Annotated in this window: 26 protein-coding genes and 2 pseudogenes; 16 read left to right on the forward strand and 12 right to left on the reverse strand. The window is 72.7% G+C overall.

The annotated features are described in order from the left end of the window. Nucleotides 1-8 precede the first annotated feature (8 nt). The 3 genes from ABZ321_RS13035 to ABZ321_RS13045 all read left to right on the forward strand — a co-directional run bounded on the left by ABZ321_RS13035 (nt 9) and on the right by ABZ321_RS13045 (nt 1,963). A complete protein-coding gene (locus tag ABZ321_RS13035; protein WP_344504777.1) occupies nt 9-365 on the forward strand; it encodes a DUF427 domain-containing protein in 357 nt (118 codons plus the stop codon). 87 nt (nt 366-452) lie between these two features. Continuing rightward, the gene (locus ABZ321_RS13040; protein WP_354891022.1) at nt 453-1,679 is read left to right on the forward strand and encodes an Ig-like domain-containing protein; all 1,227 of its coding nucleotides are present in this window, start codon (nt 453-455) and stop codon (nt 1,677-1,679) included. Between the two features lie 77 nt (nt 1,680-1,756). Next, nucleotides 1,757-1,963, forward strand: coding sequence for a hypothetical protein (locus ABZ321_RS13045; RefSeq protein ID WP_354891023.1), 207 nt, complete (start codon nt 1,757-1,759; stop codon nt 1,961-1,963). A 67-nt stretch (nt 1,964-2,030) separates the two neighbouring features. On the opposite strand, the gene ABZ321_RS13050 is transcribed toward ABZ321_RS13045, so the two are convergent. From ABZ321_RS13050 to ABZ321_RS13060, 3 genes are read right to left on the reverse strand one after another with little or no spacing between them, the layout of a single operon-like run. Then, on the reverse strand, nt 2,031-2,825 hold the full coding sequence (locus ABZ321_RS13050; protein WP_344504813.1) for an SAM-dependent methyltransferase: 795 nt from the start codon (nt 2,823-2,825) through the stop codon (nt 2,031-2,033). Nucleotides 2,826-2,855: 30 nt separating this feature from the next. Next, entirely contained in the window at nt 2,856-3,191 is a 336-nt protein-coding gene (locus ABZ321_RS13055) for a DUF1330 domain-containing protein (RefSeq protein ID WP_344504780.1), read from the reverse strand. Further along, nucleotides 3,188-3,787: a TetR/AcrR family transcriptional regulator gene (locus ABZ321_RS13060; RefSeq protein WP_354891024.1), complete on the reverse strand. Its 600-nt coding sequence runs from the start codon at nt 3,785-3,787 to the stop codon at nt 3,188-3,190. The genes ABZ321_RS13055 and ABZ321_RS13060 overlap by 4 nt, the downstream gene beginning before the upstream one ends. Before the next feature lie 85 nt (nt 3,788-3,872). Here ABZ321_RS13060 and ABZ321_RS13065 point away from each other — a divergent pair, with 85 nt between their 5' ends. Genes ABZ321_RS13065 through ABZ321_RS13075 form a run of 3 tightly spaced genes read left to right on the forward strand, consistent with a single transcriptional unit; the run spans nt 3,873 to nt 6,244 of the window. Next, a complete protein-coding gene (locus ABZ321_RS13065) occupies nt 3,873-4,571 on the forward strand; it encodes an SDR family oxidoreductase (RefSeq protein ID WP_344504782.1) in 699 nt (232 codons plus the stop codon). A gap of 5 nt (nt 4,572-4,576) precedes the next feature. Continuing rightward, nucleotides 4,577-5,503, forward strand: a complete 927-nt coding sequence (locus tag ABZ321_RS13070) for a glutathione S-transferase C-terminal domain-containing protein (protein WP_344504783.1) — start codon at nt 4,577-4,579, stop codon at nt 5,501-5,503. 9 nt (nt 5,504-5,512) lie between these two features. Further along, nucleotides 5,513-6,244: an SDR family oxidoreductase gene (locus ABZ321_RS13075; protein WP_354891025.1), complete on the forward strand. Its 732-nt coding sequence runs from the start codon at nt 5,513-5,515 to the stop codon at nt 6,242-6,244. 16 nt (nt 6,245-6,260) lie between these two features. Here the strand turns inward: ABZ321_RS13075 and ABZ321_RS13080 are convergent, their stop codons facing one another. Both ABZ321_RS13080 and ABZ321_RS13085 read right to left on the reverse strand, forming a co-directional pair. Continuing rightward, nucleotides 6,261-7,382, reverse strand: a complete 1,122-nt coding sequence (locus ABZ321_RS13080) for a serine hydrolase domain-containing protein (RefSeq protein WP_354891026.1) — start codon at nt 7,380-7,382, stop codon at nt 6,261-6,263. Nucleotides 7,383-7,423: 41 nt separating this feature from the next. Next, the gene (locus ABZ321_RS13085) at nt 7,424-8,683 is read right to left on the reverse strand and encodes an NAD(P)/FAD-dependent oxidoreductase (RefSeq protein WP_354891027.1); all 1,260 of its coding nucleotides are present in this window, start codon (nt 8,681-8,683) and stop codon (nt 7,424-7,426) included. 74 nt (nt 8,684-8,757) lie between these two features. Between ABZ321_RS13085 and ABZ321_RS13090 the strand changes: the two genes are divergently transcribed. Both ABZ321_RS13090 and ABZ321_RS13095 read left to right on the forward strand, forming a co-directional pair. Further along, nucleotides 8,758-9,219, forward strand: a complete 462-nt coding sequence (locus ABZ321_RS13090) for a MarR family transcriptional regulator (RefSeq protein ID WP_344504786.1) — start codon at nt 8,758-8,760, stop codon at nt 9,217-9,219. Between the two features lie 86 nt (nt 9,220-9,305). Then, entirely contained in the window at nt 9,306-10,250 is a 945-nt protein-coding gene (locus ABZ321_RS13095) for an EcsC family protein (protein WP_354891028.1), read from the forward strand. Between the two features lies 1 nt (nt 10,251). On the opposite strand, the gene ABZ321_RS13100 is transcribed toward ABZ321_RS13095, so the two are convergent. The 4 genes from ABZ321_RS13100 to ABZ321_RS13115 form a co-directional block, all read right to left on the reverse strand. After that, the gene (locus tag ABZ321_RS13100; RefSeq protein ID WP_354891029.1) at nt 10,252-10,476 is read right to left on the reverse strand and encodes a hypothetical protein; all 225 of its coding nucleotides are present in this window, start codon (nt 10,474-10,476) and stop codon (nt 10,252-10,254) included. Nucleotides 10,477-10,500: 24 nt separating this feature from the next. Then, nucleotides 10,501-11,244: a class F sortase gene (locus ABZ321_RS13105; RefSeq protein ID WP_354891030.1), complete on the reverse strand. Its 744-nt coding sequence runs from the start codon at nt 11,242-11,244 to the stop codon at nt 10,501-10,503. A gap of 275 nt (nt 11,245-11,519) precedes the next feature. Continuing rightward, a complete protein-coding gene (locus ABZ321_RS13110) occupies nt 11,520-12,083 on the reverse strand; it encodes a hypothetical protein (protein ID WP_354891031.1) in 564 nt (187 codons plus the stop codon). Nucleotides 12,084-12,361: 278 nt separating this feature from the next. Next, nucleotides 12,362-12,613 carry a DUF6343 family protein gene (locus ABZ321_RS13115; RefSeq protein ID WP_344504815.1) on the reverse strand — a complete coding sequence of 84 codons (252 nt, stop codon included), beginning with the start codon at nt 12,611-12,613 and terminating at the stop codon, nt 12,362-12,364. Nucleotides 12,614-12,706: 93 nt separating this feature from the next. Here ABZ321_RS13115 and ABZ321_RS13120 point away from each other — a divergent pair, with 93 nt between their 5' ends. After that, a complete protein-coding gene (locus ABZ321_RS13120) occupies nt 12,707-13,507 on the forward strand; it encodes a TIGR02452 family protein (protein WP_344504791.1) in 801 nt (266 codons plus the stop codon). A 180-nt stretch (nt 13,508-13,687) separates the two neighbouring features. Continuing rightward, a complete protein-coding gene (locus tag ABZ321_RS13125; protein ID WP_354891032.1) occupies nt 13,688-14,758 on the forward strand; it encodes a lysylphosphatidylglycerol synthase transmembrane domain-containing protein in 1,071 nt (356 codons plus the stop codon). Between the two features lie 462 nt (nt 14,759-15,220). On the opposite strand, the pseudogene ABZ321_RS13130 reads toward ABZ321_RS13125, so the two are convergent. Further along, a pseudogene (locus ABZ321_RS13130) lies at nt 15,221-15,925 on the reverse strand (phosphatase PAP2 family protein); the annotation flags it as partial. A gap of 85 nt (nt 15,926-16,010) precedes the next feature. Further along, complete coding sequence (locus ABZ321_RS13135) at nt 16,011-17,132, reverse strand: glycosyltransferase family 4 protein (protein WP_344504793.1); 1,122 nt, start codon at nt 17,130-17,132, stop codon at nt 16,011-16,013. A 59-nt stretch (nt 17,133-17,191) separates the two neighbouring features. On the opposite strand from ABZ321_RS13135, the gene ABZ321_RS13140 reads away from it, so the two are divergent. From ABZ321_RS13140 to ABZ321_RS13150, 3 genes are all read left to right on the forward strand, one after another. Continuing rightward, nucleotides 17,192-18,010 carry a PIG-L family deacetylase gene (locus ABZ321_RS13140; RefSeq protein ID WP_344504794.1) on the forward strand — a complete coding sequence of 273 codons (819 nt, stop codon included), beginning with the start codon at nt 17,192-17,194 and terminating at the stop codon, nt 18,008-18,010. Nucleotides 18,011-18,189: 179 nt separating this feature from the next. Further along, complete coding sequence (locus ABZ321_RS13145; protein WP_354891033.1) at nt 18,190-19,251, forward strand: GGDEF domain-containing protein; 1,062 nt, start codon at nt 18,190-18,192, stop codon at nt 19,249-19,251. Between the two features lie 191 nt (nt 19,252-19,442). Beyond that, entirely contained in the window at nt 19,443-21,023 is a 1,581-nt protein-coding gene (locus ABZ321_RS13150; RefSeq protein ID WP_344504796.1) for a beta-1,3-glucanase family protein, read from the forward strand. Between the two features lie 104 nt (nt 21,024-21,127). Here the strand turns inward: ABZ321_RS13150 and ABZ321_RS13155 are convergent, their stop codons facing one another. Then, nucleotides 21,128-22,528, reverse strand: coding sequence for a DUF1996 domain-containing protein (locus ABZ321_RS13155; protein ID WP_354891034.1), 1,401 nt, complete (start codon nt 22,526-22,528; stop codon nt 21,128-21,130). Nucleotides 22,529-23,007: 479 nt separating this feature from the next. Here ABZ321_RS13155 and ABZ321_RS13160 point away from each other — a divergent pair, with 479 nt between their 5' ends. The 3 genes and pseudogenes from ABZ321_RS13160 to ABZ321_RS13170 all read left to right on the forward strand — a co-directional run. After that, nucleotides 23,008-23,763 (forward strand): GtrA family protein, encoded by a 756-nt coding sequence (locus tag ABZ321_RS13160; protein WP_354891035.1) that lies wholly within the window; start codon nt 23,008-23,010, stop codon nt 23,761-23,763. Nucleotides 23,764-23,780: 17 nt separating this feature from the next. Next, nucleotides 23,781-24,377 (forward strand): DUF4956 domain-containing protein, encoded by a 597-nt coding sequence (locus tag ABZ321_RS13165; RefSeq protein ID WP_354891036.1) that lies wholly within the window; start codon nt 23,781-23,783, stop codon nt 24,375-24,377. A 5-nt stretch (nt 24,378-24,382) separates the two neighbouring features. Next, nucleotides 24,383-24,694 (forward strand): annotated as a pseudogene (locus ABZ321_RS13170) (VTC domain-containing protein); the annotation flags it as partial. Between the last annotated feature and the right edge of the window lie 136 nt (nt 24,695-24,830).

Here is a 24,830-nt window from a genome sequence, read left to right on the forward strand (position 1 = left end):
TCGGGACCATGAAGATCCCCGATGCGAGCCACCCGATCACCGTCACGCCGACCGGCCGGCGCGTGACGGTCCGCGTCGACGGCGTCACCGTCGCCGACACCACCGACGCGCTCACCCTGCAGGAGTCGACCTACCCGCCGGTGTACTACCTGCCGCTGGGCGACGTGGACCAGTCGCTGCTGCGGCGCACCGAGCACCAGACCCACTGCCCGTTCAAGGGCGACGCGTCGTACTACAGCGTCGTCACCCCCGACCGTGAGCTGACCAACGTCATCTGGACCTACGAGACGCCCTATCCGGCCGTCGAGCCGATCGCGAAGCGGGTCGCCTTCTACCCGAACCAGGTCGAGCTGACCGTGGAATAGCCGAATTCCTCACTGTCGTGTGCAACGCGAAGGGTTTTGCGAGACGTCTTCGTGTGGGTAGCGTTCGCGGGCGGGGAGGGACGAGACATGCTGAGTCGTCGTAGGGTGCTGGTCACGGGTGCGGGAGTCGCGACCGCCGCGGTGCTGGCGGGGTGCTCCGACACGCCGAAGAAGACCGACGCCGGCTCGACCGGCGGCGCGGGTGGCGGGGGCGGTGGCGGCGCCCAGCCGGCCAAGGTCACCATCACGCCCGCCGCCGACAGCAAGGACGTCGCGCCGTCGAGCCCGGTCACCGTCGCGATCGAGAACGGCACGCTCGACACCGTCACGGTCGCCGCGGGCGGCAAGAACCTGGCCGGCACGCTCGCCGAGGACAAGCACGGCTGGCAGTCGACGGGCGCCCTCGCCTACGGGCAGACCTACACCGTCACGGTCACCGGTGTCGACGCGGGCGGCGCCGCCGTCAACCAGACCGCGACCTTCACCACGCTGAAGCCCGCGAGCACGGTGTCCATCACGTTCCAGGCCAACCCGATGCTCGCGCTGAAGAACGGCAACACGTATGGCGTCGGCCAGCCCGTCATCGTCTTCTTCAACAAGGCCGTCACCAACAAGGACGCCGTCGAGCAGGCCATGAAGGTGACGACCTCGCCCGAGGTCGAGGGCAAGTGGCACTGGGTGAGCGCGCAGAGCGCCCACTGGCGCCCCGAGAAGTACTGGGCCCCCGGCACCACCGTGAAGGTCAACGCCAACCTCCTCGGCGTCGACATCGGCAACGGCGTCTACGGCGGCACCAACGCCTCCGCCGGCTTCTCCATCGGCAAGTCGCGCATCGCCATCGCCGACTCCAACACCAAGCAGATGGAGTGCTACATCGACGGCCAGATGGTCCGCCGGATCCCCTGCAGCATGGGCAGGGGCGGCAAGGGCACCGTCGGCTCCAAGGGCGAGAAGATCGACTACCTCACCGCCAGCGGCGTCCACGTCCTCATGACCAAGGAACCCCTGGTCACCATGAGCTCCGCCAGCTACGGCGTCACCAACAAGAACGACCCGAACTTTTACGAGGAGAAGATCCGGCTGGCGTGCCGCATCTCGCTCTCGGGGGAGTACGTCCACCTCGCCGACTGGAACATCCCCAAGCACGGCAAGGAGAACACCTCCCACGGCTGCATCAACGTGGCCCCCGACCACGCCAAGTGGTTCTACGACACCTTCGACGTCGGCGACGTCGTCGAGGTCCGCAACACCCCCAAGAACCTGCAGCTCACCGACGGCCTCGGCGACTGGAACGTCCCCTACGCCCAGTGGTGACCCGCCGCTTCGTCCGGCAAATCCGATTTTTGCGATTTGGGCGGCGAATCGGGTCCTAGCGGCACCAGAATCATGCGGTGCGGGGGATGCGGGTGCTGGTCACCGACGACGGGCGGTGGCGGCTGGAGGTGCGGGCGCGCGGCGTCGACGTGTACGACCGCGGGGCGCAGCCGGCCCGTAAGACGCGGGTCGGGGCGCTGGTGCTCCGGCAGGCCGACCTCGACCGGGCCGTGCGGTTCCTGCTCGACCACGGCGCCGACGTGGACACCCTGCACGAACGCTGACCACGCTCACGCCGTGGCGAGGGCCGGCGGGGCTCGACCGCCTCCTCGACGGGATCGGGAAGAAGGGCTACAGCCTGCCGACGGCCCCGTAGACGGACACGTCCGCGGGCGTCAGTGCCGGGTCCGGCGCGGTGTCGGGGCGCCACTCGTGCACCGCGACGACGCCCGGGTCGACCAGCGTCAGCCCGTCGAACAGGGCGCCGAACTCGGCCTCGGTCCGCGGCCAGATGTCGGTCTGCCCGGCGGCGAGCATCCGGTCGTACACCTGCGAGATCTGCGGCGGGAGGAAGTCCTTCGTCGCGTTGCTGGCCACGAGGTAGCTGCCCTCGGGCAGGGCGGCGAGCAGCTCCCGCACGATCGGCGCGCCGGCGCCCTCGCCGTGGATGAAGTGCAGGACCGCGACGAGCATCAGGCCGATCGGCCGGGTGAAGTCCAGCGTCGCCCGCAGGTCGGGGTGGGCGAGGATGCGGCCCGGGTCGCGCAGGTCCGCCTCCAGGTAGGCGGTCCTGCCCTCGGGGGCGCTGGTCAGCAGCGCCCTGGCGTGGACCATGACCATGGGGTCGTTGTCGACGTAGACCACCCGGGCCGACGGGTCGATCGCCTGGGCGACCTCGTGCGTGTTGCCGGCGGTCGGCAGGCCGGTGCCGATGTCCAGGAACTGGCGGATGCCCGCCTCGCCGGCCAGGAACCGCACCGCGCGGCCGAGGAAGCGCCGGTTCTCCCGGGCCGCGATCGGCGCGCTCGGCCAGGCCGCGGCGATCGCGTCGGCGGAGGCGCGGTCGGCGGCGAAGTTGTCCTTGCCGCCGAGCCAGTAGTTGTACCGCCGCGCGGGGTGGGCGACGCTGGTGTCGATCCGGTCCATGGACACGCGCCAAACTGTATACGCCCTTTGTCAGGAGGCCCGGATCGCGGCGGCCATCTTCGCGGGGTCGTGACCCGGGCGGACCCCGTCGAACAGGATCGCGGAGCCGGCGATGTGGTCCGTGCGCAGCGGCAGGATCTCCTGGTAGGCGGGGGAGTCGTACCAGGAGCGGGCGGCGGAAAGCGTTGGGAAGGCGATGACCACGACCGTGCCGGGCCAGTCGCCCTCACGGACCTCCACGTCGGGGCCGTGGGCGATGAACGTGCCGCCGAACGGGTCCAGCGTCGCCTGGATGCGCTCCAGGTAGACCAGGACGTCCTCGTTGATCGTCGGGGTGTGCAGGTGCGCGAGCGCGTATGCCGTCATGCCCCCGATCCTCGCCCGCCGGAGGTAGCCGGGTCGATTACCCCGGAGGTCATGTCCAGCAGCATGGCCGCGGTACGGCTGGCGACGTCACCGATCGCCGCGCCGCGCATGACGGCGCGGACGGAGGCGCCGTCGAAGAGCATCAGCAGCTGCGTGCCGAGCTGCCCCGGGTCCGGGGCGCCGAGCAGGGCGGCCTGGCGCTGGAAGTACCCCTCCAGCTGCTCCTTGAACTCCAGCGCGACGCGGCTGGCCTGGTGCGACGCGTCGTGCAGCTCGATCGTCGTGTTGGCGAACGGGCACCCGTGGAAGCCTGGTGAGCCCGCCTGCTCCTCCAGCGTCGTGAACACGTGCAGGATCCGCTCGCGCGGCGACGGAGCCGTGTCCTCGGGGGCGAAGTAGCGCGCGACGGTGGCGGGTCCGTGCACCCGCAGGGCCTCGGCGACCAGGTCGTCCTTGGTGGCGAACAGCTGGTACATCGACCGCTTCGACACGCCCGCGGTCTGGCACAGGCGCTCGACGCCGACCGCGCCGACACCCTCCGCATAGAACAGGTCGGCGGCGGCACGCAAGAGGCGGTCCCGTGTCGGAGAGGTCACACCCCAATCGTAAACCGATCGGTTTATGGTTGCCATCGGGAGCGGAAACCGATCGGTTTCCGCCCGGTCGGAGGGGAGCGCGGACATGGATCTCAAGCAGGCAGTGGTGCTGGTGACGGGCGGCAACCGGGGCATCGGCAAGGCCCTGGTGGCGCAGGCGCAGGCGCGGGGCGTCCGGAAGGTGTACGCCGCGGCCCGCGACCCGCGCACGGTGACCGCGCCGGGGGTCGAGGCCGTCGCGCTCGACGTGACCGACCCCGAGTCGGTGCGGCGGGCAGCCGAGCGCACCGGCGACGTCACCGTCCTGGTCAACAACGCCGGCATCTACGTCGGCGCCAGCTACGTCACCGGCGACCTGGTGGACATCCGGCGCGAGTTCGAGACGAACTTCTACGGCCCGCTCAACGTCACCCGAGCGTTCGTGCCGCAGCTGCTCGCCAACGGCGGCGGCCGGATCGTCAACGTGCACTCGGCGCTGTCGTGGGTGGCGCTCGGCGGGTCGTACAGCGCGACCAAGGCCGCCCTGTGGTCCGCCAGCGACGCGCTGCGCCTGGAGCTCGCGCCGCGCGGCATCGGGGTCACGGGCCTGCACGTCGGCTACGTCGACACCGACATGGCCGCGTCGGTCGACGCCCCGAAGATCAGCCCGGACGCGGTGGCGGTCCAGGTCTTCGACGCGATCGAGCAGGACCGCGACGAGGTCCTCGCCGACGACACGTCCCGCGGTGCGAAGCGGTCGCTGACCGCGGAGCCGGGCGAGCGGTACGCGCGGGTGGCAGCATAGGACGCATGGGTGCATACCGGTCGACGGGCGAGTTCAAGCGGGACCAGAACTACATCACCACCCGCATCACCGCCGACGGACGGGACGGCTACCCGGTCGAGCCCGGCCGCTACCGGCTGGTGGTGAGCCGGGCCTGTCCGTGGGCGAGCCGGGCGATCATCGTGCGGGAGCTGCTCGGGCTGCAGGACGTCCTCTCGATGGGCGTCTGCGGCCCGACGCACGACCCGCGCAGCTGGACCTTCGACCTCGACCCGGGCGGGCGCGACCCGGTGCTCGGCATCGAGCGCATCCAGGACGCGTACTTCGCCCGCTTCCCCGGCTATGAGCGCGGCATCACCGTGCCGTGCGTCGTCGACGTCACCACCGGCCAGGTCGTCACCAACGACTACGCGCAGATCACCCTGGACCTCTCCACGGAGTGGGCGGAGTTTCACCGGCCCGGTTCGCCGCAGCTGTACCCGCCGGCGCTGCGCGAGGAGATCGACGAGGTCAACGCGCTGGTCTTCAAGGACGTCAACAACGGCGTGTACCGGGCCGGGTTCGCCGGCACGCAGGAGGCCTACGAGGCCGCCTACGAGCGGCTGTTCGCCCGGCTGGACTGGCTGTCGGAGCGGCTGTCGACCCGGCGGTACCTCGTCGGCGGCCAGATCACCGAGGCCGACATCCGCCTGTTCACCACGCTGGTCAGGTTCGACGCGGTCTACCACGGGCACTTCAAGTGCAACCGGCAGAAGCTCACCGAGCTGCCGGTCCTGTGGGACTACGCGCGCGACCTGTTCCAGACCCCGGGCTTCGGCGACACGGTGGACTTCGAGCACATCAAGCGCCACTACTACGAGGTCCACCGCGACATCAACCCGTCGGGCGTCGTGCCCCTCGGCCCCGACCTGTCCGGCTGGCGGCTGCCCCACACCCGGGCCTCGCTCGCCTAAGCTGCCGTGGTGGAGAAGATCACCATCATCACGGGCGGCAGCAGGGGCATCGGCGCCGCCACCGCCGTCCGGCTCGCCGCGGACGGGCACCGGATCGCCGTCGGGTACCAGCAGTCCGCCGCCTCGGCCGCCTCCGTGGTCTCCGCCGTGGCGGCCGCCGGCGGCCACGCGGTCGCCGTGCAGGTCGACACGTCGGTGGAGGAGGACGTGGCCCGGCTCTTCGCGACCGCCGCCGCCGAGCTCGGCCCGGTCACCGGCCTGGTGAACAACGCCGCCGTCACGTCCCCGATGGGCCCGTTCGCCGACCTGCGCACCGCCGACCTGCGCCGCGTCGTCGACGTCAACTTCGTCGGCGCCTTCCTGTGCGCCCGCGAGGCCGCCCGCGTCCTGCCCCGCGGCGGCGCGATCGTCAACGTCTCCTCGGGCGCCGCCACGCTGGGCAGCCCCGGCGAGTACATCCACTACGCCGCCACCAAGGCCGCCGTCGACACGCTGACCGTCGGCCTGGCGAAGGAGCTCGGCCCGGCCGGTATCCGCGTCAACGGCGTCGCCCCCGGCATCATCCGCACCGAGATGCACGCCGTCTCGGGCGACCCGGACCGCGCGGAGAAGGCCGGCCCGAACCTCCCGCTCGGCCGCCCCGGCGAGCCCGCCGAGATCGCCGAGGCGATCGCCTGGCTGCTCAGCGACGCCGCGTCGTACGCCACCGGCACCACGATCCGCGTCGCCGGCGGCCGCTGACGCCCCTTCGCGGGGGCTACCCGCGGAGGATGGCCTCGAGGGTGTCGTACATGGTGTCGCCGCGGCCGTGGTCGCCGAGGCGGCGGGTGACGTACGCGAGGCTGTAGCCCAGCGACTCGTCGTGCCCGGCGGAGGAGCCGCCGATGCCGCCCATGCCGAACCAGGAGCCGTCGCGGCGCCAGCCGAGGGTCCAGGTCGCGTCCTCCTCCAGGAGCCGGTCGACGCCGACCGCCTGGGGGCCGAGCGCCTCGGTGAGCAGCGGTGCGGGCAGCAGGCGGGGCAGGGCCTCGTAGAAGGCGGCGAGGCCGCGGGCGGTCGCGTGGCAGTTGACGGCGGGCAGCTCGCCGGTGCGCCAGAGTGGGCCGTTGACGACGTCGGTGGCGAGCAGCTCGACCGGGCCGAGCGCGCGGGACCAGAGCTCGCCGTGGCCGGACAGCTGGCGCTCGGGCCAGTCGGGGGTGGCGTGCTCGACCTCGGCGCAGCGGGCGCCGTCCGCGGTGGACAGTCCGAAGTGGACGTCGAGGCCGAACGTGCGCACGACCTCGCCGACCGTCTCGCCGGTGGCGCCGAGGAGGATCTCGCCGAGGATGGTGCCGTACGTGAGGGCGTGCTCCCCGAACGCCGTCCCCGGCTCCCACTCCAGCGGCGTGGCCGCGATCGCCGCCGCGAACCGGGAGCTGTCGAGAATTTCGGAAATGTTCGGAAGGGGGAAGGCGGCGGAACCGGGGTGCGGGTCGCCGCCGGCCGGCGGTAGGGGAGCGGTGGCGGCCGAGCGGGCCGCGGGCAGGCCCGCCTGGTGGGACAGGGCGTGGCGGACGGTGGCGGACGGGTGGGGGAACGCCTTCCAGTACGTCGCGATCGGCGCGTCCAGGTCGATCCTGCCGTCGGCGATCCTGCGCAGCACGGCCATCGCGGCGACCGGCTTGCCGGCGGAGAACACGGTCGACAGCGTGCCGGGCTCCCACGGGCGGGTCCTCGCCGTGTCGGCCCAGCCGCCCCACAGGTCGACGACGAGTGCGCCGCCCACGTGGGCCGCGACCGACGCGCCGGTCTCCGCGCCCGAGCTGAACAGGTCCTCGAACGCCGACCGGACCGCCTCGAACCCGGGTGCGACGCTGCCCCGCACGATGTCTGTCACGCGCCGCACCCTACCGGCGCCCCGACGGCACGCGCCCCGAATTACTCCCTGTCGCCGCCGCGGGTGGTGTACAGCGAAGCCTCGAACCTCCGTTTCAGCGCCGGGACCCGGTCGGTGGTCCGCAGGAACGCCCGCTGGCCGGCCAGGGCCAGCCGCCCGATCACCGGCCGGTGGACCAGCTGGTCGCCGCCGGTGCGGGCCTTCGAGGCGGCCACGGCGGCGAAGCCGTAGTCGAGCATCTGCCGCTCGTACACCTGCGGCGAACGGCTTCCGGAGGTCAATGCCCGCACGAGGTTGTGGGCGTCGCGCAGCGCGGTGTTGGCGCCGACACCCTGGCCGGGGGTCATGGTGTGGATGGCGTCGCCGAGCAGCGTGACGCGGTCGGTCGGCCACGCCGGCACCGGCACCGACGTGCGGATGTTGATCGGGAAGCAGGTGGCGGGGTCGGTGAGCGTGAAGAGCCGCCGCAGCGCCGGGCTCCACCGCGGGGTCATGGCGAGGGTCTGCGCGATCAGCCGCGGGCCGTCGAGGCCGGTGACGTCCGCGGGGAAGCGGTCGCGGTGCGCGGAGACGCCCCAGTTGACGTGGTCGACCGTCGGGTCGCCGGGCACGGGCGAGCCGCCGCCGGGGCCCCACGGGAACTCCATGACGTGCAGGATGCAGGCCATGCCCCGCGGGGCGAGGACCAGGCCGATGCCGGGGAACACGCCCTCGGGCAGCAGCGCCCGCGTCTCGCCGGTGAGCGGCACCTTCCCGCCGATCGCCACGACGCCGGAGTCCTCGACGCGGGCGTGCGGCAGCTTCTGGGCGCGCACCCGCGAGTTGGTCCCGTCGGCGCCGACGAGCAGGTCGCCGGTGACCGAGCTGCCGTCAGCGAAATATGCCGTTATTTCGGTTTCGGTCTGTTCATAGTGGGTGAAGTCGCTGCCGAAGCGGACGACGTCGGTCATGCCCGTGTAGAGGACCTGCCGCAGCGTCATCCGGCTGACGGACTTCTCGTCGTTGACGTCGTCGGTGGGTGTCCGCAGCGGCACGGTGAGCGTGCGGCGCAGCCGCTCGTCCAGGAACGCGAACGTCTCCGGCGGTCGCGCGCAGGTGCGGACGAACAGGTCGTACACGTCGGGGGGCAGGCACGCCTTCAGCGCCCGGCTGCCGTCGGGGTCGATGCCGACCCGGTAGCCGTGCAGCCCGTCGGTCCGCGTCCGGTGGCGCTCGAAGACCCGCACGTCCACCCCTGCCCGCCGGAGGCCGTGCGCGAGGCACATGCCGCCGGTGCCGCCACCGATCACGATCACGCGCATCCGATACTCCTTGATTGTCGAGTAGCTAGATTTTCTAGTGTCTTAGCGTACGAGGGATCCCGTACGATCGGCAAGTGGGAACGACCGCACGCGCCGATCTGCTCGCCGAGCTGGGCCAGGTCATGCAGGCGTACCAGCGCGCTGTCGACGTGCTCGACCAGCGCGTCGCCGACCGGCTCGGGCTGAACCGGACCGACACGCGCTGCCTGGAGCTGCTGTTCGCGCCGTCACCGCTCAGCCCGGGGGAGCTCGCGGCCGCCGCCGGGCTCACCACGGGCGGCGTGACGACGGCGATCGACCGGCTCGAGCGCGCCGGGTACGTGACCCGCGAGCGCGACTCCGCCGACCGCCGCCGGGTCACCGTCCACCCGACGCCGCACGCGCACCGGGTCGTCGCGGAGATCTATGGCCCGATCGTGGCCGAGGGGCAGGAGCACCTCGCCCGGTACGACGACGCGACGCTGCGCCACATGGTCGAGTTCATGTCGTTCGCCACCGAACAACAGCACCGGCACGCGGCCCGGCTCGCGGAGTGACCCGCGGGCGCGGACGCTGGTAGCGGCGCGGGTGCGGTCGGATATCGGTCCGCGCGCTGTTTGCGTGGATCTCCTACAGTCTTCGTGTGACCGACGTGCCGCCGCAGACCCCCGACCACGCCGACGGCGCCTCGCAAGCCGTTCCCCCTGCCCCGATCTGGGCGTCCAACGCCGCGCCTTCCGCGCCTTTCGTGGCTTCCGCGGCTTCTGCTGGTGGCGCAGCGGGGATCGATGACGACGGCGGGCCGCCGCGGGCGCCGATGGTCGACCCGGGTCCGCCGTGGGTGCCCGGCGACGAGGGTCCCGGGCCGCAGCCCTCGCAGCCGTCGCCCGACGGTGTCGACGACGGGCCGCCACCGGGGCTGTGGCAGAAGATGCGGGCCGACCCCGAGTACGCGCCGGAGCACCTCGCGCTCGAGGCCGTCACCAGGATCGGGCCGAAGATGGTCCTCGAACTGCAGAAGCTGCGCGCCCAGAACCCGGGCGCCCCGCCGGAGGCCATCGCGAGCATGGTGGCATACCGGTACACCAACCACGCCCGGCTCTCCGGGGCGGTCTCCGGCGCCGTGGGGCTGGCCGGGGCGGTGCTCGACGTCGGCGTGCTCGCCTGGACGCAGGCGAAGATGGTGCTGCTCATCGCCGTCGCGTACGGGCACGACCCGGCCGACCCCGAACGGGCCACCGAGCTGCTCGTCCTGCAGGGCGTGCACAAGTACACGCAGACGGCCCGCACCGCGCTGCAGGTCGCGCGCGGCCGGGAGGGCATCGGGGCGCTGCTGCCGGACAAGCGCCGGCCGATCAACCAGATGCTGCTGACCCTCGGCCTCAAGCTCGCCCAGATGGCCGGCGTCAAGGCCGCGAAGCGCATCTTCGCGAAGATCGTCCCCGGCGCCGCCATCATCCTCGGCAGCTTCGCCAACGCGGGCGCGACGAAGGCCCTCGCGAAGAAGGCGATCGAGCTCTACGGCCGCCCGGCGCTGCCGATGCAACGCCCGCCGATGCAGCTGCCGCCCGCCCCGAAGCGCATCTGACTCACTCCGGCACCCTGATCAGGTGCCCCGCCTGCCGCGCGACGGACTCCATCGTCGCGCGGTACTCGGCCCTGGTCATCGTGCCGTCCAGCAGTTCCCGGGCCGCCGCGGCCTCGACGTCGTGCTTTTGCCCACCGCGCTCCGCTTTGGCCACCATCAGGTGCCGGGCGATCAGGACGCAGTAGACCACCGCGACGAGCGCGGCCACGAACATCGTCGCGAACATCCTGCAGACCCTACGGTCACGCCCTCACCCGGCCCGGCGCAGCGTCGCGAAGACGACGACGTTGCCACGGTACGACCGCCGCAGCCGATCGAACGTCCCACCGCACGTGATGAGCCGGAGCACCGGCCGGTCGACCGCGCCGTAGACCTCGTCGGACGGGAACTGCGCCTTCGCATACTCCTCGACCCGGTCCACCCCGAACACCGCCGTGCGCCCGTCGGCCCTGCGCACGCTGACCTCGTCGCCCGGCCGCAGGTCCCGCAACCGGTAGAACACCGCCGGCCCGTCACTCCTCGTGTCGACGTGCCCGAGGACCACCGCCGGCCCGACCTCCCCGGGCGCGGCGAGCTGCCGGTACCACCCCGCCGGCGCCTTGGCCCGCAGCGGCGGCACCTCGATCGTCCCGTCAGGGTTGAGCCCGAGCCCCATGAGCGCCGTGCTGACCCCGATCGCCGGGATCTCGAGGTGTACGGGCACCGAGAACCCCATCCCCACCGCCGTGCCGCCCCCGCCTGCCCCTGTCCCGGGGGCTGGTGAGGAGCCAGACGCGGCGCCGGTGGTGGTGTTGGAGGCCGCGGCCGTCGCTCGGACGGACACGCGGGGCCCGGGTGGCCCGAGCACTTCCTGATCGGCTGCCGCGGCGGCCTGCTCGGTGCGACGCTGCGGCTCCTCCGCCGGCGCCGCCCCGACGATCACGAGCGCGAGCCCGGCCACGGCACAGACAGCGGTCACGACGTCGAGGACCCGCCTCCGCCGCCGGTCCTCCATCGCTGCCCACCGCTCCCGCCCCCGCCCGACAACCCGCCCTACAGCGCCCTCCGCTGCGGTGCCGTCCTTCGCGCTGTCCTGGGTGGCGGGGCTCTCTTCCTTCCCGTTCTGCGCGGCGGATGCCTTCTCCGCCTTTCCGTTCTGCGCGGCGGATGCCTTCTCCGTCTTCCCTCCCCGGACAAATCCGAAATGTCGGATAGGTCCGGCGCTGGCGCCCGGACTTATCCGGGGTGGGGCGGTGGCATCCGTCGGGGTGGTGGGTGGTTCGGGGTGCATCAGCGCCAGCCGGAAGCCGGGCGGAGGCGGAAGACGGTCAGGGCCGCGGCGATGAGGAGCAGGGCTATGCCCGTGCCGGCGAGAAGAGGGTTGCGCATGCCGAGGCCTCCGCCGCCGCCTGTTCCGGGGGCGCCGCTGGGAGTTGCGGGGGCGCCTGTCGAGCCGGCACCGGTGGCGGTGGCCGTCGAGTTGCCTGTCACGCCCGCCGAGTTGCCGCTCGCCGCACCTGCCGAGCTGCCGGTCGCGCCGCCCGTTGCGTTGCCGGTCGCGCCGCCCGTCGCGCCGCCGGGGGCCTTGGAGCTGCCGCCCGCGGTCGTCGAGGTGCTGCCTGCGCCGCTCGTGCCTGTCGGGGAACCGGTTCGGGTGGGGGCGGGCGGGGAGGCGGTGTGGGACGCGGTCGGGGTGGTGCCCGGGGCGGCGCCGTTGCGGTTGGTGCGGTTCGCCACGCAGTACGACAGCAGCAGCACCAACAGGACCAGCAGCGCGACCGCGAGGACCGCGGCCACCATGCGGCGCTCGGCGAGGGGGCGCCGGGCGTGTGATCGCCTCACGGGTGTGGACATCGAGCCATCCCTCCGTGCGGCGTCGCCGGGCGTGTGGTGGGTGGTACCCAACCGTCAGCGTGGCATAACCGCCGGTCGATAGCACCTGTCGCCCGAAGGTGGGCGAGCCGCGCCCGAGGTCAGCCGGTTGCGGTGGGGGAGCGGCGCGCGGCCGCGGCGCGGCGGTCCCACAGCACCAGGAGCCCGATCCCGGCGCGCAGCGACACGGCACCCACCAGCACCCACACGATCCATGGCATGGCTCACCTATGCCCGCGGCGTCGATGGATCAACCGGGGCTATTCGAAGAGCGAGTGGTGGCCGCCGCGGGCCCGGCGGCGGAGCTGCACGACGACGAGGTCGACAGCGGCGACTGCGGCGAGGACCACGAACGCCCACGCGGGCAGTGGCAGGTGGGCGCGGAAGAGCAGCACCGCGAAGGCGATCGAGGTGACGAGGCCGAACGTGGCCAGCACCAGGCGCAGGTTCAGCGGGCTGTAGGGGTGCCCAACGGTCCCCCTCCGCCGCGGCGGTTGCGCGTCGAGAGGCATACCAGTCACGTACCCGTCTCCGGAGCGGCCCAACCGGCTGGCGCCCGGCCGGTACCGTGGCCGGGTGCCAACACATGGTCAGAGGCCCGCGGCATGAGCGGGAGGCTGCGGGAGATCGCCCGGCAGACCGTCGCGATCGCCGAGGCGGGGGAGTACCGCACCGAGGCCGGCGGCGTCGTGGACATCGGCCCGGCGGTGCGGGCCGCCGTCGCCGGGACGACGCTGTACCTGCCGGACGAGACCCTGCCGCCGCCGCAGGGCGGGCCCACGAAGGCGAGCATCGCGGTCACGGGCGAGTCGACGCTGGCCGCCGCCAGAAGGTTGGGCGACGACGTGGCGTGCCTGGTGTTCGCGTCGGCGAAGAACCCGGGTGGCGGCTTCCTCGGCGGCGCGGTCGCGCAGGAGGAGAGCCTGGCCCGCGCCTCGGCGCTGTACCCGTGCCTGCGGGCGGCGCCCGAGTTCTACGCGTTCCACCGCGAGCAGCGGGACCTGCGCTACAGCGACCGGGTCATCCACTCGCCGGGCGTGCCGGTGTTCCGCGACGACAAGGGCCGGCTGCTCGACGTGCCGCACCGCGCCGCGTTCCTGACCTCCGCCGCGCCGAACCTGGGCGCGATCCTGCGCAACCAGCCGGGCGACGCCGGCGACGTCCCGGCGATCCTGCACCGCCGGGCCCGTCGCGTCCTCGCGGTCGCGGCCGCGTACGGTCACCGCAGGCTGATCCTCGGCGGCTGGGGCTGCGGGGTGTTCCGCAACGAGCCGGCCGACGTGGCCGGGGCGTTCGCCGCCGCGCTCGGTGAGGTCGACCGGTTCGACGAGGTGGTCTTCGCCGTGTACGACCGGGTCAGCGGCTCCCCGGTCCGCGCGGCCTTCGCGGCCGTCTTCGGCGGGTAGCAGGGGAGTTGCCATGCGTTCACCAGGCCGGTGCGGGTCGGTCCGCGACCGTGGGCAGCAACGGGCCATCTGTAGAATTGGCGCCCGGATCAGGCGCAATGCAGGAATTGGGCCGATTCACGCCCAGGGGCCCGTCAGGTATGTTCCGTCGGTCGCACGAGCGGTAGGAGCGGAATGAGCGTGAACCAGGCAGCCTGCGAGGACGCCGCGCCGGACACCGTGGCGACCGAGGCGGCCGAGGCCACCGAGGAGACCGGCAAGAGCAGCGTGCTGGGCTCGTCGCTGCCCCGGATGCTGCTCGCGATCGCCGTCGCGGTCACCGTGGTGGTGCTCGGCGTCACGCACTGGTCGACCGTCAGCGCCGGCGCCGCCGGGCTTGCCCGGGCCAACAGCGCCTGGCTGGTCGTCGCCGCCCTCGGCACCGCGTCGATCTGGGTGGCCGGCACGGTGACGCAGATCGGCTCGATGTCGCTGCGGCCGCCGGTCGGCCGGCTGCTGGCGGTACAGGTGGCGGCATCGTTCGCCAATCACGTGCTGCCGGCCGGTTCGGGCGGGATGGGCATCAACATCCGGTTCCTGCGCAAGCACGGTCTCGGCCCGGGCGCCGCGGTCGGATCCGTCGGGCTCAACACGCTCGTCGGCGCGGTCACGCACACGCTGCTGCTCGTGGTGGCCGTCGCGATCAGCCCGTCGCTCGCCCGCGGCATCCACGTGCCCGGGTCGTGGCGCGACTCCGTGGCGCGGGCCGCCGGGCCGGCCGGCTGGATCCTGCTCGCCGTCTGCGGTCTGGCGCTCGCGGCGGGCCTCGCGGCCGCCGTGCGCCCGGCGTGGCGCCGCCGGATGGCGGAGCGGGCGGCCGGGGCGGGGCGCAGGGTCGGCGAGGAGCTGCGCCGCCTCTGGGGCGTGCTGCGCGACCCCTACCGGGCCGCCGCCCTCTGGCTCGGGTCGTTCTCCACGCCCCTGCTGCACGCAATCATCCTGTACGCGGTGCTGCGCAGCCTGGGCGTGGCGGTGACGGTCGGCACGGCCGTCGTGCTCTACCTGGTGGTGTCGACGCTGTCGGCGTTCGTGCCGTCACCCGGCGGCATCGGCGCGCTCGACGTCGCCATGCTGGCCGGCCTGACCGCGATCGGCGTCTCCTCCGCGGTCGCGCTCGGTGCGGTGGTGGGGTATCGCCTGATCACGGTGTGGGTGCCGCTGCTGCCCAGTGCCTTCGTCCTGGCGGTCCTGCTGCGCCGCCGCATCATCTGACACCGGGACCGACCGCGCCGCTGCCCGGTCGTGCGCCGCGGAGTCCGACGGTTCGTGCCGCCACGGTGTCCGCCCCGGTGCCGCGGAGTCTGACGACGCGTCCCGCCGCGACGGCGTCCGGTCGGGCGCTGCGTGCCGCGATGTCCGGTCATGCGCCGCGTCCGACGGTTCGTGCCGCCACGGTGCCCGCTCCGGCGCCGCGGAGTCCGGCGACGCGCCACGCCACGACGGCGCCCGGTCCGGCGCACCGGGCGTCGACCCGCCGCGCAACGACGTGGAGTCCGGTGTGCCAGACGGCGCGCCGGCGCGCAACGACACGGATTCCGGCGCACCGGACGTCGACCCGCCGCGCAAGGACGGCGTGCCGGACGGCGAACCGCCGCGCCACGACCGCCAGACGCGCGACGGCCAGGTGGTGAGCCGGTCCGGCAACGGCGGCAGCGCCGGGGCGAGCGCGACCGCGGCCAGCCCGACGGCGACCCCGGCGACGACGTCGAGGACCCAGTGGTTGGCGGTGACGACCACGACGACGCCGGTGGTCGTGGGGTACAGGTAGCACAGCGCCCGCCACCTGTGCAGCCCGCGGGCCGCCAGGAGCGCCGCCGCGACGCTCGCGGTCCAGACCGCCCACGCCAGGTGCAGCGACGGCATCGCCGCGTACTGGTCGGCGGGCACCTGGCCGCCGTGGTCGAGGCTGAAGCCGGCCTCGCGGATCGTGTCGACGTAGCCGCCGCCGGGCATCAGCCGCGGCGGCATGACCGGCAGCAGGTAGAAGACGGTCATCCCGGTCACGTTGGTGATGACCAGGGCGTTGCGCATCGGCCGGTACAGCTCCGGCCCGGCGATGTAGCACCAGATGAGCGCCGCGAGCGCCACGCCGATGTGGGCGAACTGGTACCAGTACACCGCGGCCAGGGCGAGCGGCGGGTGGTCGGTCAGCCACCGGTTGGCGGCCAGCTCCCAGTCCAGGTGCAGGAGCCGCTCGATCGAGAGCACCTCGGCGCCGTGCCGGTGCGCGGGCGCCTCCCGGACCGCGGCCAGGGAGCGGATCAGGTCGTACACCTTGACCAGCAGCACCACGATCAGCAGCTCGCCCAGGATGTTGGGGCGGCGCCGCCGGGTGACCGGAGCGGTGGTGGGACGTTCGGTAACGGGGTTCAGGGTCACGCCGCCGCCTCCGCTGCGCTCCGGAGTCGGCGCGACCCGGCACTGTGCCAATGGTGACCGGGCACTCCGCTGCGCTCCGGCCCGGTCACGCGCGCGCGCCGATCGGAGCGTGGTGCGCCGCGGCGGCCAGGTCGTACATGCTGGTGGTCCGGGCGAGGACGTCCGGCCACGCGACCGGTGGCGACGTCGCCAGGTTGTGCGCGGCGATACGGCCGCGCCGCTCCGGATCGGTGGCGAGCGCGGCGATCGCGTCGGCCATCGCGGCGTCGCTGTCGACCAAGACACCCTCCCTGCCATCGGTGATGAAATGGCCGATTCCGCCCTCGGCCCGCGCGACCACGGGAAGCCCGGCGCACCGGGCCTCCAGCGCCGCGATCCCGAAGGACTCCAGGATCGCCGGCGCGACGAACAGGTCGGCCTGCGCGAACAGCGACCTGATCTGCGACCGGGACAGCCTACCGGGCAGGCTCACCCATCCGGCCATTCCGTGGCGGCGCAGGTAGCGCTCCATCGCCGGGCGGCGCGGGCCGTCGCCGGCGATCACCGCCCGCAGGCCGGTCGTCCCGGGCAGCGCCAGCCGGGCCCGGCGCAGCATCCGCAGCAGCTGCAGCGGGCGCTTGCGGGCGGCCAGGCGCATCACGGCGACGACCAGCACGCCCCGCGGGTCGGTGGGGTGCGGCTGGATCCGCCACCGGTCGGCGTCGATGCCGTTGGGCAGCACGTGCACCTGCGCGGGCCACACCAGGCGCCGCAGGGGCTCCGCGGCGACGTCGCTGACCGCCGTCCACACGGCCGGCCAGCGCGACCAGCCGGCGGCGCCGTCGAGGGCCCGGAACGCGTACTCCAGGTGTGACAGCAGCGAGTGGATCGTCACGACCGTCGGGACGTGCTCGGCGAGCCCGGCGGCGGCGAAGGCGAGCGGCGAGGCCGGCCCGGCGTGGACGTGCAGCACGTCGTACCGGCCGGACAGCAGCAGCGAACGGCCCGCCCGCAGCACGCCGGGGCGCACCTCGGCGGGCAGCACGAAGAGCCGCTCCGACAGCCGGTGCACCCGCAGCTCACCGTCGTCCGCGGAGGTGCCGGGCGTAGTGGTGACGATCTCGACGTCGTGGCCGGCCGCCTGCTGACGGAGGGCCAGGTCGTGCACGTGCATCTCGATGCCGCCGAGACGGGGAAGGTAGAAGTCGGTGACGTGCGCGATTCTCATGAACTGCGGCTCCGAGGTGGTGACGGCCGACGTCCCGGGAGAGATGGGAGCATTGGCCGGTGCCGTACACGATGGTGTCGTTTCATGCGCATCCCGACGACGAGGCGCTGCTGACCGCCGGGACCCTCGCCCGGGCCGCCGCGGAGGGGCACCGCGTGGTCCTCGTCGTCGCCACCGCCGGAGGGGCCGGGCTGGCGTCCTCGGCGGTGCTCGCGGAGGGGCCCCTCGCGCGGCGCCGCCTGGCCGAGCTGCACGCGTCGGCGGAGGCGCTCGGCTGTGCCCGGGTCGAGTGCCTCGACTACGAGGACTCCGGGATGGCCGACGCGCCGTCCGGGGCGGCCGGCGCGTTCGCCGACGCGGACCCCCGGGAGGCGGCCGGGCGGCTGGCCGCGCTGCTGGCGGAGGAGCGCGCGGACGTGCTGACCGTCTACGACCCGGCCGGCGGCTACGGCCACCCCGACCACGTGCAGGTGCACCGGGTCGGGACCCTCGCGGCGCAGCTCGCCGGGACGCCGGTGGTGCTGGAGGCGACGGTCGACCGGCGGCTGCTCCAGCGGGTGCTGCGCGCCGTGCACTGGCTGCCGGGCGTGCCGGCGGACTTCCACCCGGCGCGCTTCGCCGGCACCTTCGCCGACCCGGAGCGCATCACGCACCGTGTCGACGTGCGCCGCTACGCCCCGGCCAAGCGCGCGTCGATGGCCGCGCACGCCAGTCAGGCCGGCGCCGACACCGGACGGCGCACGCTGGAGATCCTGCAGAAGCTGCCGCGGCCGCTGTTCCGGTTGCTGATGGGGCGCGAGTGGTTCGTCCAGCACGGCCGGGCACCCGGCCGTCCCCTGATCGACGACGTGTTCGCCGGTCTGCGGGACGGCAGGTGACCCGTTTCCCCGAGCAGGCAATGCGCCCCCGATCGTCGATCGCCCCTTGCGTCCGCAACCCAACGATCAGCGAACCGCTGGGGAATTGTAGGTGGTCCGCAGCCGACGCAGGGGGTAGGCACACCCCCTGATCGTCACGTTGTGCTCAGATGCGGGGCCCGGATGCCGAATCTGCCGGGGTGGGGGAACCGCGCCGGTCGATGATCCTCGCCCGGGACAGGGCGGCCGCGACGCGCGCCGTCGCGTACTTCCTCATGCTCGGCGGCGCGGTGGTCGGGACCTGCGCATTGCTGGTCCCCGGCTTCGCCGGCAGCGCCGCGGGCATCGTCGCGACGGTGATCACCGCGGGCGCGATGATCTTCGCCGGGGCGTGCTGCCGGCTGGTTCCGCAGCGGGTTCCGGAGCCGTTCTGGGTCGCTGTGCCGATACTCGGCGTAGCGATCATCGGTGGGCTGAATCTCGCCACCGAGGACGTGAGCGTCAGCGGACACCTGTACTATCTGTGGCCGCTCATCTACGCCGCGACGTTCCTGCGCAAGGACGTGGCGTACGCGCTGCTCGCCGCGGCGAGCGTGACCGACGCCGCGGTGACGTTCACGCTGCAGCCGGTGGGGGTCGGGCTCACCGACGTCGCGGCCCTCGTCACCGCGTACTGCGTGCTGACGGTCGTGGTGACGAAGCTGCGCAGCCGCGAGGAAGCGCTCGTCACGATGCTGGAGCGGCAGGCGACCACCGACCCGCTGACCGGCCTGCCCAACCGACGGGCGTTCGACCGTGACCTCGCCACCGCGCTGGACGCGGCCCGGACGACCGCCGCCGAGCACTGCCTGCTCATCGTCGACGTCGACCACTTCAAGACCATCAACGACACGTGGGGGCACGCGACCGGCGACACCGTCCTGGTCCAGGTCGCCGCGGCGCTGCGCGACGCGGCCGCGGACGGTGCCGTCGCGGCCCGGCTCGGCGGCGACGAGTTCGCCGTGATCGTCGAGGGTGGCGTGCCGGTGGCGCGGCGCATCGCGGCGGCGGTGCGGGCCGCGGTCGCCGGGATCACCGACCTGCCCGACGGGCTGCCGACGCTGAGCATCGGCCTCGCGTCCACCCGGTCCGGCGCCACGGAGGCGGAGGCGCTGCTCGCCGCCGCCGACCGCGCCCTGTACGACGCGAAGGTCCGCGGCCGGGACCGGGTCTCGACCGTGGAGGCCACCCCGCGCCGGCGGTCGCACGTCCCGAACAGGTAGCCACCCGGCCAGTCCCGCGACTATTGACATGTTCCGATCTCGACCCGATGCTGTGAGAGCGCTCTCAGTTAAGAATCTTCACAGATTCGGTACTGGGCGCATGGCGAACCCAACGTCGCGACGGCCCTGCCCGGCCGCCACCGGGCGCGACCGGGGCTGTCCAGCGGAACCGAGGAGCCACCTTGCGCACCATGAGAAGGCTGCTGCGCGCAGCCGCAACCCTCCTGCTGGCGGTACCGGCCATATTGACGGCCGGCACCGCCGCGCAGGCGATCGGGCCCAACCTGCTGCCCATGACCGTCACCAACTCGACCGGACGCGGCGACGCCGTCTACCTCTACGTGCTCGGCGTCAACCTGAGCACCGGGCGGCTCGGCTACGTCAACTCGGCCGGCACGTTCAACAACTGGCCGGCGGGCGGCCTCCCGCCGACCCCGGCTCCCGACGTGTCGATCGCGGGCCCCGGCAACGGCGGCTCGAAGGTCATCCAGATCCCGCGCGGGCTGTCCGGCCGGGTGTACTTCTCCCTCGGCCAGCGGATCAACTTCTACCTCACCCCGGACGGGCTCGTGCAGCCCGCGCCGTGGGCGGGCGGGGACTCCAACCGCGACATCCTCTTCGACTGGAGCGAGTTCACCTACAACGACTCCGGCCTGTGGCTCAACAGCTCGCAGGTCGACATGTTCGCGGTGCCGCACGCCGTGACCGTCACCGGCGCCACGGGCGCGACGAAGCGGACCGGTGACCTCGTCGCCGGCGGCCGCGACGCCGTCATCAACGGCATCCGGAACCAGGCCGGCTGGGGCGGCTCGATCTACACCCGCGGCGACGGCACCGTGCTGCGCGTCCTCGCCCCGGGCAAGGCGGCCGAGGCGGGCGGGCTCAGCTCCACGTACCTCGACTCCTACATCAACTCGGCGTGGGGCGCCTACGCGTCGAAGACCCTCACCGTGGTGCCCTTCGGCGACCAGCCGAACACGAAGTACTTCGGGCGGGTCTCCGGCACGACCATGAACTTCACCAACTCCGCCGGCCAGCAGGTCGCGTCGTTCCAGCGGCCGACGAGCGCCGACGTGTGGGGCTGCGCCGGCCGCCTCGCCGCGCCCAACGACCTCGTCGTCGGGCCGATCTCCCGCACGCTGTGCGCCGCGCTCAACCGCGGCACGCTCGGCACCATCGACACCCAGCCCAGCACCAACGCGGCGGACTTCTACAAGAACAACCCGACCAACCAGTACGCCAAGATCATTCACGCGAACATGGTCGACGGCAAGGCGTACGCCTTCCCCTTCGACGACGTGGGCGCCTTCGAGTCCCTCGTGCACGACGGCGACCCGCGGGCGGCCGGCATCGTGCTCACCTCGTTCACCGGCGGCGGCAACCCGCAGCCGACCGGCAACCGCATCATCAGCAACATGAACAACAAGTGCGTCGACGTGCCGTCGTCGAACTTCACCGACGGCAACCAGCTGCAGATGTGGACCTGCAACGGCACCGGCGCGCAGAACTGGACGTTCGTCGGCGACACCATCCAGGCCGGCGGCAAGTGCATGGACGTCGCGGCCGGGTCCCTCGCCAACGACGCGAAGATCCAGATCTGGACCTGCAACGGCACCGGCGCGCAGCGCTTCACGCTCAACGCCGCGGGCGACATCGTGAACCTGCAGTCCGGCAAGTGCCTGGACATCCAGTCCTTCAACAGCGCCGACGGCGCGAAGCTCATCCAGTGGACGTGCACCGGCAGCTCCAACCAGAAGTGGCGCCGGGGCTAGGTCCTCCGCGTAGCCGCGCGCACCTGACAGGGGGAACGTGGTCCCGGCCCGCCAGCCGAGACCACGTCTCTCACCCGTGGAACGTCAGTGTCGCCGGACGGTCGTCAGAACGTGCCGGCGGTGTTGCACTTGGCCTTCTGGACGATGCAGTCCTTCACCCGCTGGCCGAGGGCCACGTTGTCCCAGGCGAAGAAGTTGTCGCCGTGCATCGACGACGCCATGCCCGACGCGAGGGTGTAGCCGTCCGCGCTGCCGTGCGTGTTGTAGTCGATGACGAAGGAGACGTTCGGGATCGCGACCGGGAACGCCCCGCCGCACTGCCCGTTGACCAGGTTGGTCGACACGTGCGACTTGTGGTCGGGGCTGTCCAGGTTGATCCCGTCCCAGCAGTCCTGGAAGACGAGCTGGAAGGTGAGGTTGGCGGTCTGCGCGCAGATCGGCCAGTTGCCGTCGGCGCTGCGCCCGATCTCGCCGCCCGGACCCGCGCACCAGAACTGGCCCGGCGCGCCGGACGGGGTCGCCACCTGCCGCTTGGCGTCACCGGCGATCATCCGGAAGCCCTGCGGGAACGGCACCGTCTTCGTCGGGTCCTGCAGGCGCGAGCCGTAGTACACGGTCACGCCGCGCGGCTCGATTGCCACGCCCCGCTCGTACAGCGTCGGGATCCAGTAGGCGGAGTGGTCGAGCGCCGGGCCGCAGCTCGACGACGTGTTCGCCAGCAGCGACTCGGTGGTGGTGTTGGCGTTGGTACCGCGGTTGCCCAGGAAGCTGTGCATGTGCGACGCGCCCGGCAGGCCGGGGAAGACGATCGGGTCGTCCTTGAACGAGTGGCTGTAGGTGCACGCGGCGTTGAACTCCGAGACCCGCACGGCGTTGGCGGGCGCCGGGTGCATGGTCATCGCGTTGAACTGCGCGAGCTGCGCGGCCCACTTCGCCTGGTCCATCTTGATCCAGCCGGCGCCGGACGACGCGCTGCCGGTCGGCGTGGGCTGGACCCCGCCGGTGCCGAACACCTGGAACTCGAACAGCGACACCCCGTACTGCGTGGCGCGGACCGTGGTGTTCAGCCGCACGTACCGGCCGGATCCGTTCACGGTGAGCGTCTGCACGCCGCCCGTGCCGTTGGTGGTGGTGTTGATCGTCGTCCACGAGGTGCCGTTCGCGGACGTCTGGATGGTGAAGCCGCGCGCGTAGGCGGCCTCCCAGTTGAGCACGACCTTGGTGATCGTGGCGGTCGCGCCCAGGTCGACCTGCAGCCACTGCGGGTCGCTGAACGCGCTCGACCACCGGGTGGTGGTGTTGCCGTCGACCGCGTTGGAGGCGGGGGTGCCCCCGTTCTCGGTCGAGGACGCCGTCGCCGGCCGGCCCTGTGACAGCGGGGTCTCGGCGGCGTCGGCGGACTGCAGGGCCTGGGCGGTGAGGAACGTGCCGACCAGCGCGGTGAGCGCGGCACCGAGCACCAAGGTGCGCAGCCGCGTTCTGCCCGCGAGGGCACTACGGGACATGACGGGTCCTCCGGTTCTGCGGGAACGGCCGGGGGCGGGGCCCGGCCGGCACCGGGCCTGTGGCAGCGGGCCCAGCGAATGATCTTGCAAGAGAGCGCTCTCTGTGGTTTCACAGTGAACCTCGTACGGGATCGGTGTCAATGGATTCCGACAAATGGGAGAGCGCTCTCCAAGAATCCGCTTTCCCGCAGCCCGTACGCGTGTGTGACCGCCCACGCGCCGCGACCACCCCTCACCTCGGTGTCGAGGGAGCGCTCTCCACAGCGCGTCCTTGCGAAGGAGCGGCGCTTCCGGTCGCAGGGACGACAGACACAGCGGGGTCGCAGCGAACGCGGAAGGTCGGCACACGTTCGGTCCGTATCCGGGACGAACATCGTGGAGAACACGTCGCGGATCGCCGCGGACAACGACGCGGTGTTCGCGAGGACGTCCTGCGGGTCGCGGCGCACGTACGGCGGACGCGGCGGACGACCCTCGGCGTGCGGTGGTTCACCGGGCCGGTGCCGCTGCGCAGCCGGGTCGGCAACGCGCTGACCAGGGTGTGCTTCGCGGCCGTCACCGGCAGCCGGGTCCAGGACACGCAGACCGGCCTGCGCGGCTACCCGCGGGAGCTGCTCGGGTGGCTGCGGGAGGTGCCGGGGGAGCGGTTCGACTACGAGATGCGCGCCCTGCTGCTCGCCGCCCGCGACGGCCACCCGGTCGACCAGGTGCCGATCGCGACCGTCTACCTGGAGCGCAACGCGTCGTCCTACCTAGAGCGCAACGCGTCGTCGCACTTCCGCCCGCTCGTCGACTCGGCCCGCGTGTACGCGCCGCTGCTCAGGTTCGCCGGGTCGTCGATGCTGGCCGGGGTGGTGGACGCGGCGGTGCTGTTCGCGCTGCACGCGGCGACCGGCGCGCTGCTGCCGTCGGTGCTCGCCGCCCGGGCGGTCAGCTCCACCACCAACTTCGCGGTCAACCGGTGTCTCGTCTTCGGCGGCGGGCGGTCCTCCCTTCCCGTGGCGGCTCGCCGGTACTGGACGCTGGTCGCCGTCCTCGCGGTCGCCAACTACCTGGTGCTCGCCACGCTCGTGCGGGCCGGCCTGCCGCTGCTGCCCGCGAAGGTGGCCACCGAGGCGGTGCTGTTCGCCGTCAGCTACGTCACGCAGCAGCGGTTCGTGTTCGGGAGCCGCAGCACAGCGCCCTCACAGGTGGCGCACAGACCCGCCCGGCTTGATGAACGCGTCACGAACTGAAGGATGAAGGATCTCCCGTGGACGACTTGATGATCATCGGTGTCGACCTGGTCGCCATCGCCGTACTGACCTTCGGGGTGTACTTTCCCCGCCACCACCGCCGGGACCTCGTCGTGGCGTTCCTGGGGGTGAACCTCGGCGTCCTCGCCACCTCGATGGTGCTCGGCTCGTCGTCGGTCGGCGCGGGCCTCGGCCTCGGCCTGTTCGGGGTTCTGTCGATCATCCGGCTGCGCTCCAACGAGATCGCCCAGCACGAGATCGCCTACTACTTCGCCGCCCTTGCGCTCGGCCTGCTCGCCGGGCTCAGCCCCACGGTCGGCTGGCTCACCGCCGGGCTGATGGCGCTCGTCATCGGCGGGCTGTTCGTCGCCGACCATCCGCGGCTGTTCGGCCGGTACCGCCAGCAGACCATGCACCTGGACCGCGCCCACACCGACGAGACCGCGCTGCGGGCCCACCTGGAGGGCCGGCTCGGCGGCCGGGTGGTCAACCTGACCGTCCGCCACGTCGACCTGGTCAACGACACGACGCTCGTCGAGGTCCGGTACGTCACCGGCACTGCGTCCGGCGCCGCGCCGAACGTCGAGCGGAACGTCGAGCGGGTGACGGTGTGACCACGATGCTCGGCACCGACGTCCTTGACCACGGCACTGACCACCTCGACCCGATCGGCCTGGACGAGCTCGTGCGGCAGGCGTCGCTGCAGACCCGGGTCGACCGCAAGTACCTCCTGCCCGCCGACCGGCTCCCCGGGGTGCTGCGCCGCCTCGCCGGCACCGCCAAGGTCCTCGACATCGGCGGCCGGCGCCGGTTCGGCTACCGCTCCGACTACTTCGACACGCCCGGCCTGGACAGCTACCTCGCCGCCGCGCACCGCCGGCGCCGCCGCTTCAAGGTGCGGGTCCGCACCTACGTGGACACCGGCGGGCGGTTCGTCGAGGTGAAGACCCGCGGGCCACGCGGCACCACGGTGAAGGAGCGGGCGCCGTACACCGGCGGGGTCCTGCCCGATGTCCAAGTACGCCACCGGCCTCGCCGCGCTGCGGCCGGAACTGCCCGCGAACCGC

It is taken from the genome of Dactylosporangium sp. NPDC006015 (assembly GCF_040614215.1).
Taxonomy (GTDB): Bacteria; Actinomycetota; Actinomycetes; order Mycobacteriales; family Micromonosporaceae; genus Dactylosporangium; species Dactylosporangium maewongense.

Bases quoted from the DNA above. Each gene is read 5' to 3' on its own strand.
- ABZ321_RS13035 (WP_344504777.1), top strand. From the start codon at position 9: ATGAAGATCCCCGATGCGAGCCACCCGATCACCGTCACGCCGACCGGC.
- ABZ321_RS13040 (WP_354891022.1), top strand. From the start codon at position 453: ATGCTGAGTCGTCGTAGGGTGCTGGTCACGGGTGCGGGAGTCGCGACC.
- ABZ321_RS13050 (WP_344504813.1), bottom strand. From the start codon at position 2,825: ATGGACCGGATCGACACCAGCGTCGCCCACCCCGCGCGGCGGTACAAC.
- ABZ321_RS13055 (WP_344504780.1), bottom strand. From the start codon at position 3,191: ATGACGGCATACGCGCTCGCGCACCTGCACACCCCGACGATCAACGAG.
- ABZ321_RS13065 (WP_344504782.1), top strand. From the start codon at position 3,873: ATGGATCTCAAGCAGGCAGTGGTGCTGGTGACGGGCGGCAACCGGGGC.
- ABZ321_RS13070 (WP_344504783.1), top strand. From the start codon at position 4,577: ATGGGTGCATACCGGTCGACGGGCGAGTTCAAGCGGGACCAGAACTAC.
- ABZ321_RS13085 (WP_354891027.1), bottom strand. From the start codon at position 8,683: ATGCGCGTGATCGTGATCGGTGGCGGCACCGGCGGCATGTGCCTCGCG.
- ABZ321_RS13100 (WP_354891029.1), bottom strand. From the start codon at position 10,476: ATGTTCGCGACGATGTTCGTGGCCGCGCTCGTCGCGGTGGTCTACTGC.
- ABZ321_RS13105 (WP_354891030.1), bottom strand. From the start codon at position 11,244: ATGGAGGACCGGCGGCGGAGGCGGGTCCTCGACGTCGTGACCGCTGTC.
- ABZ321_RS13110 (WP_354891031.1), bottom strand. From the start codon at position 12,083: ATGTCCACACCCGTGAGGCGATCACACGCCCGGCGCCCCCTCGCCGAG.
- ABZ321_RS13115 (WP_344504815.1), bottom strand. From the start codon at position 12,613: ATGCCTCTCGACGCGCAACCGCCGCGGCGGAGGGGGACCGTTGGGCAC.
- ABZ321_RS13120 (WP_344504791.1), top strand. From the start codon at position 12,707: ATGAGCGGGAGGCTGCGGGAGATCGCCCGGCAGACCGTCGCGATCGCC.
- ABZ321_RS13135 (WP_344504793.1), bottom strand. From the start codon at position 17,132: ATGAGAATCGCGCACGTCACCGACTTCTACCTTCCCCGTCTCGGCGGC.
- ABZ321_RS13150 (WP_344504796.1), top strand. From the start codon at position 19,443: ATGAGAAGGCTGCTGCGCGCAGCCGCAACCCTCCTGCTGGCGGTACCG.
- ABZ321_RS13155 (WP_354891034.1), bottom strand. From the start codon at position 22,528: ATGTCCCGTAGTGCCCTCGCGGGCAGAACGCGGCTGCGCACCTTGGTG.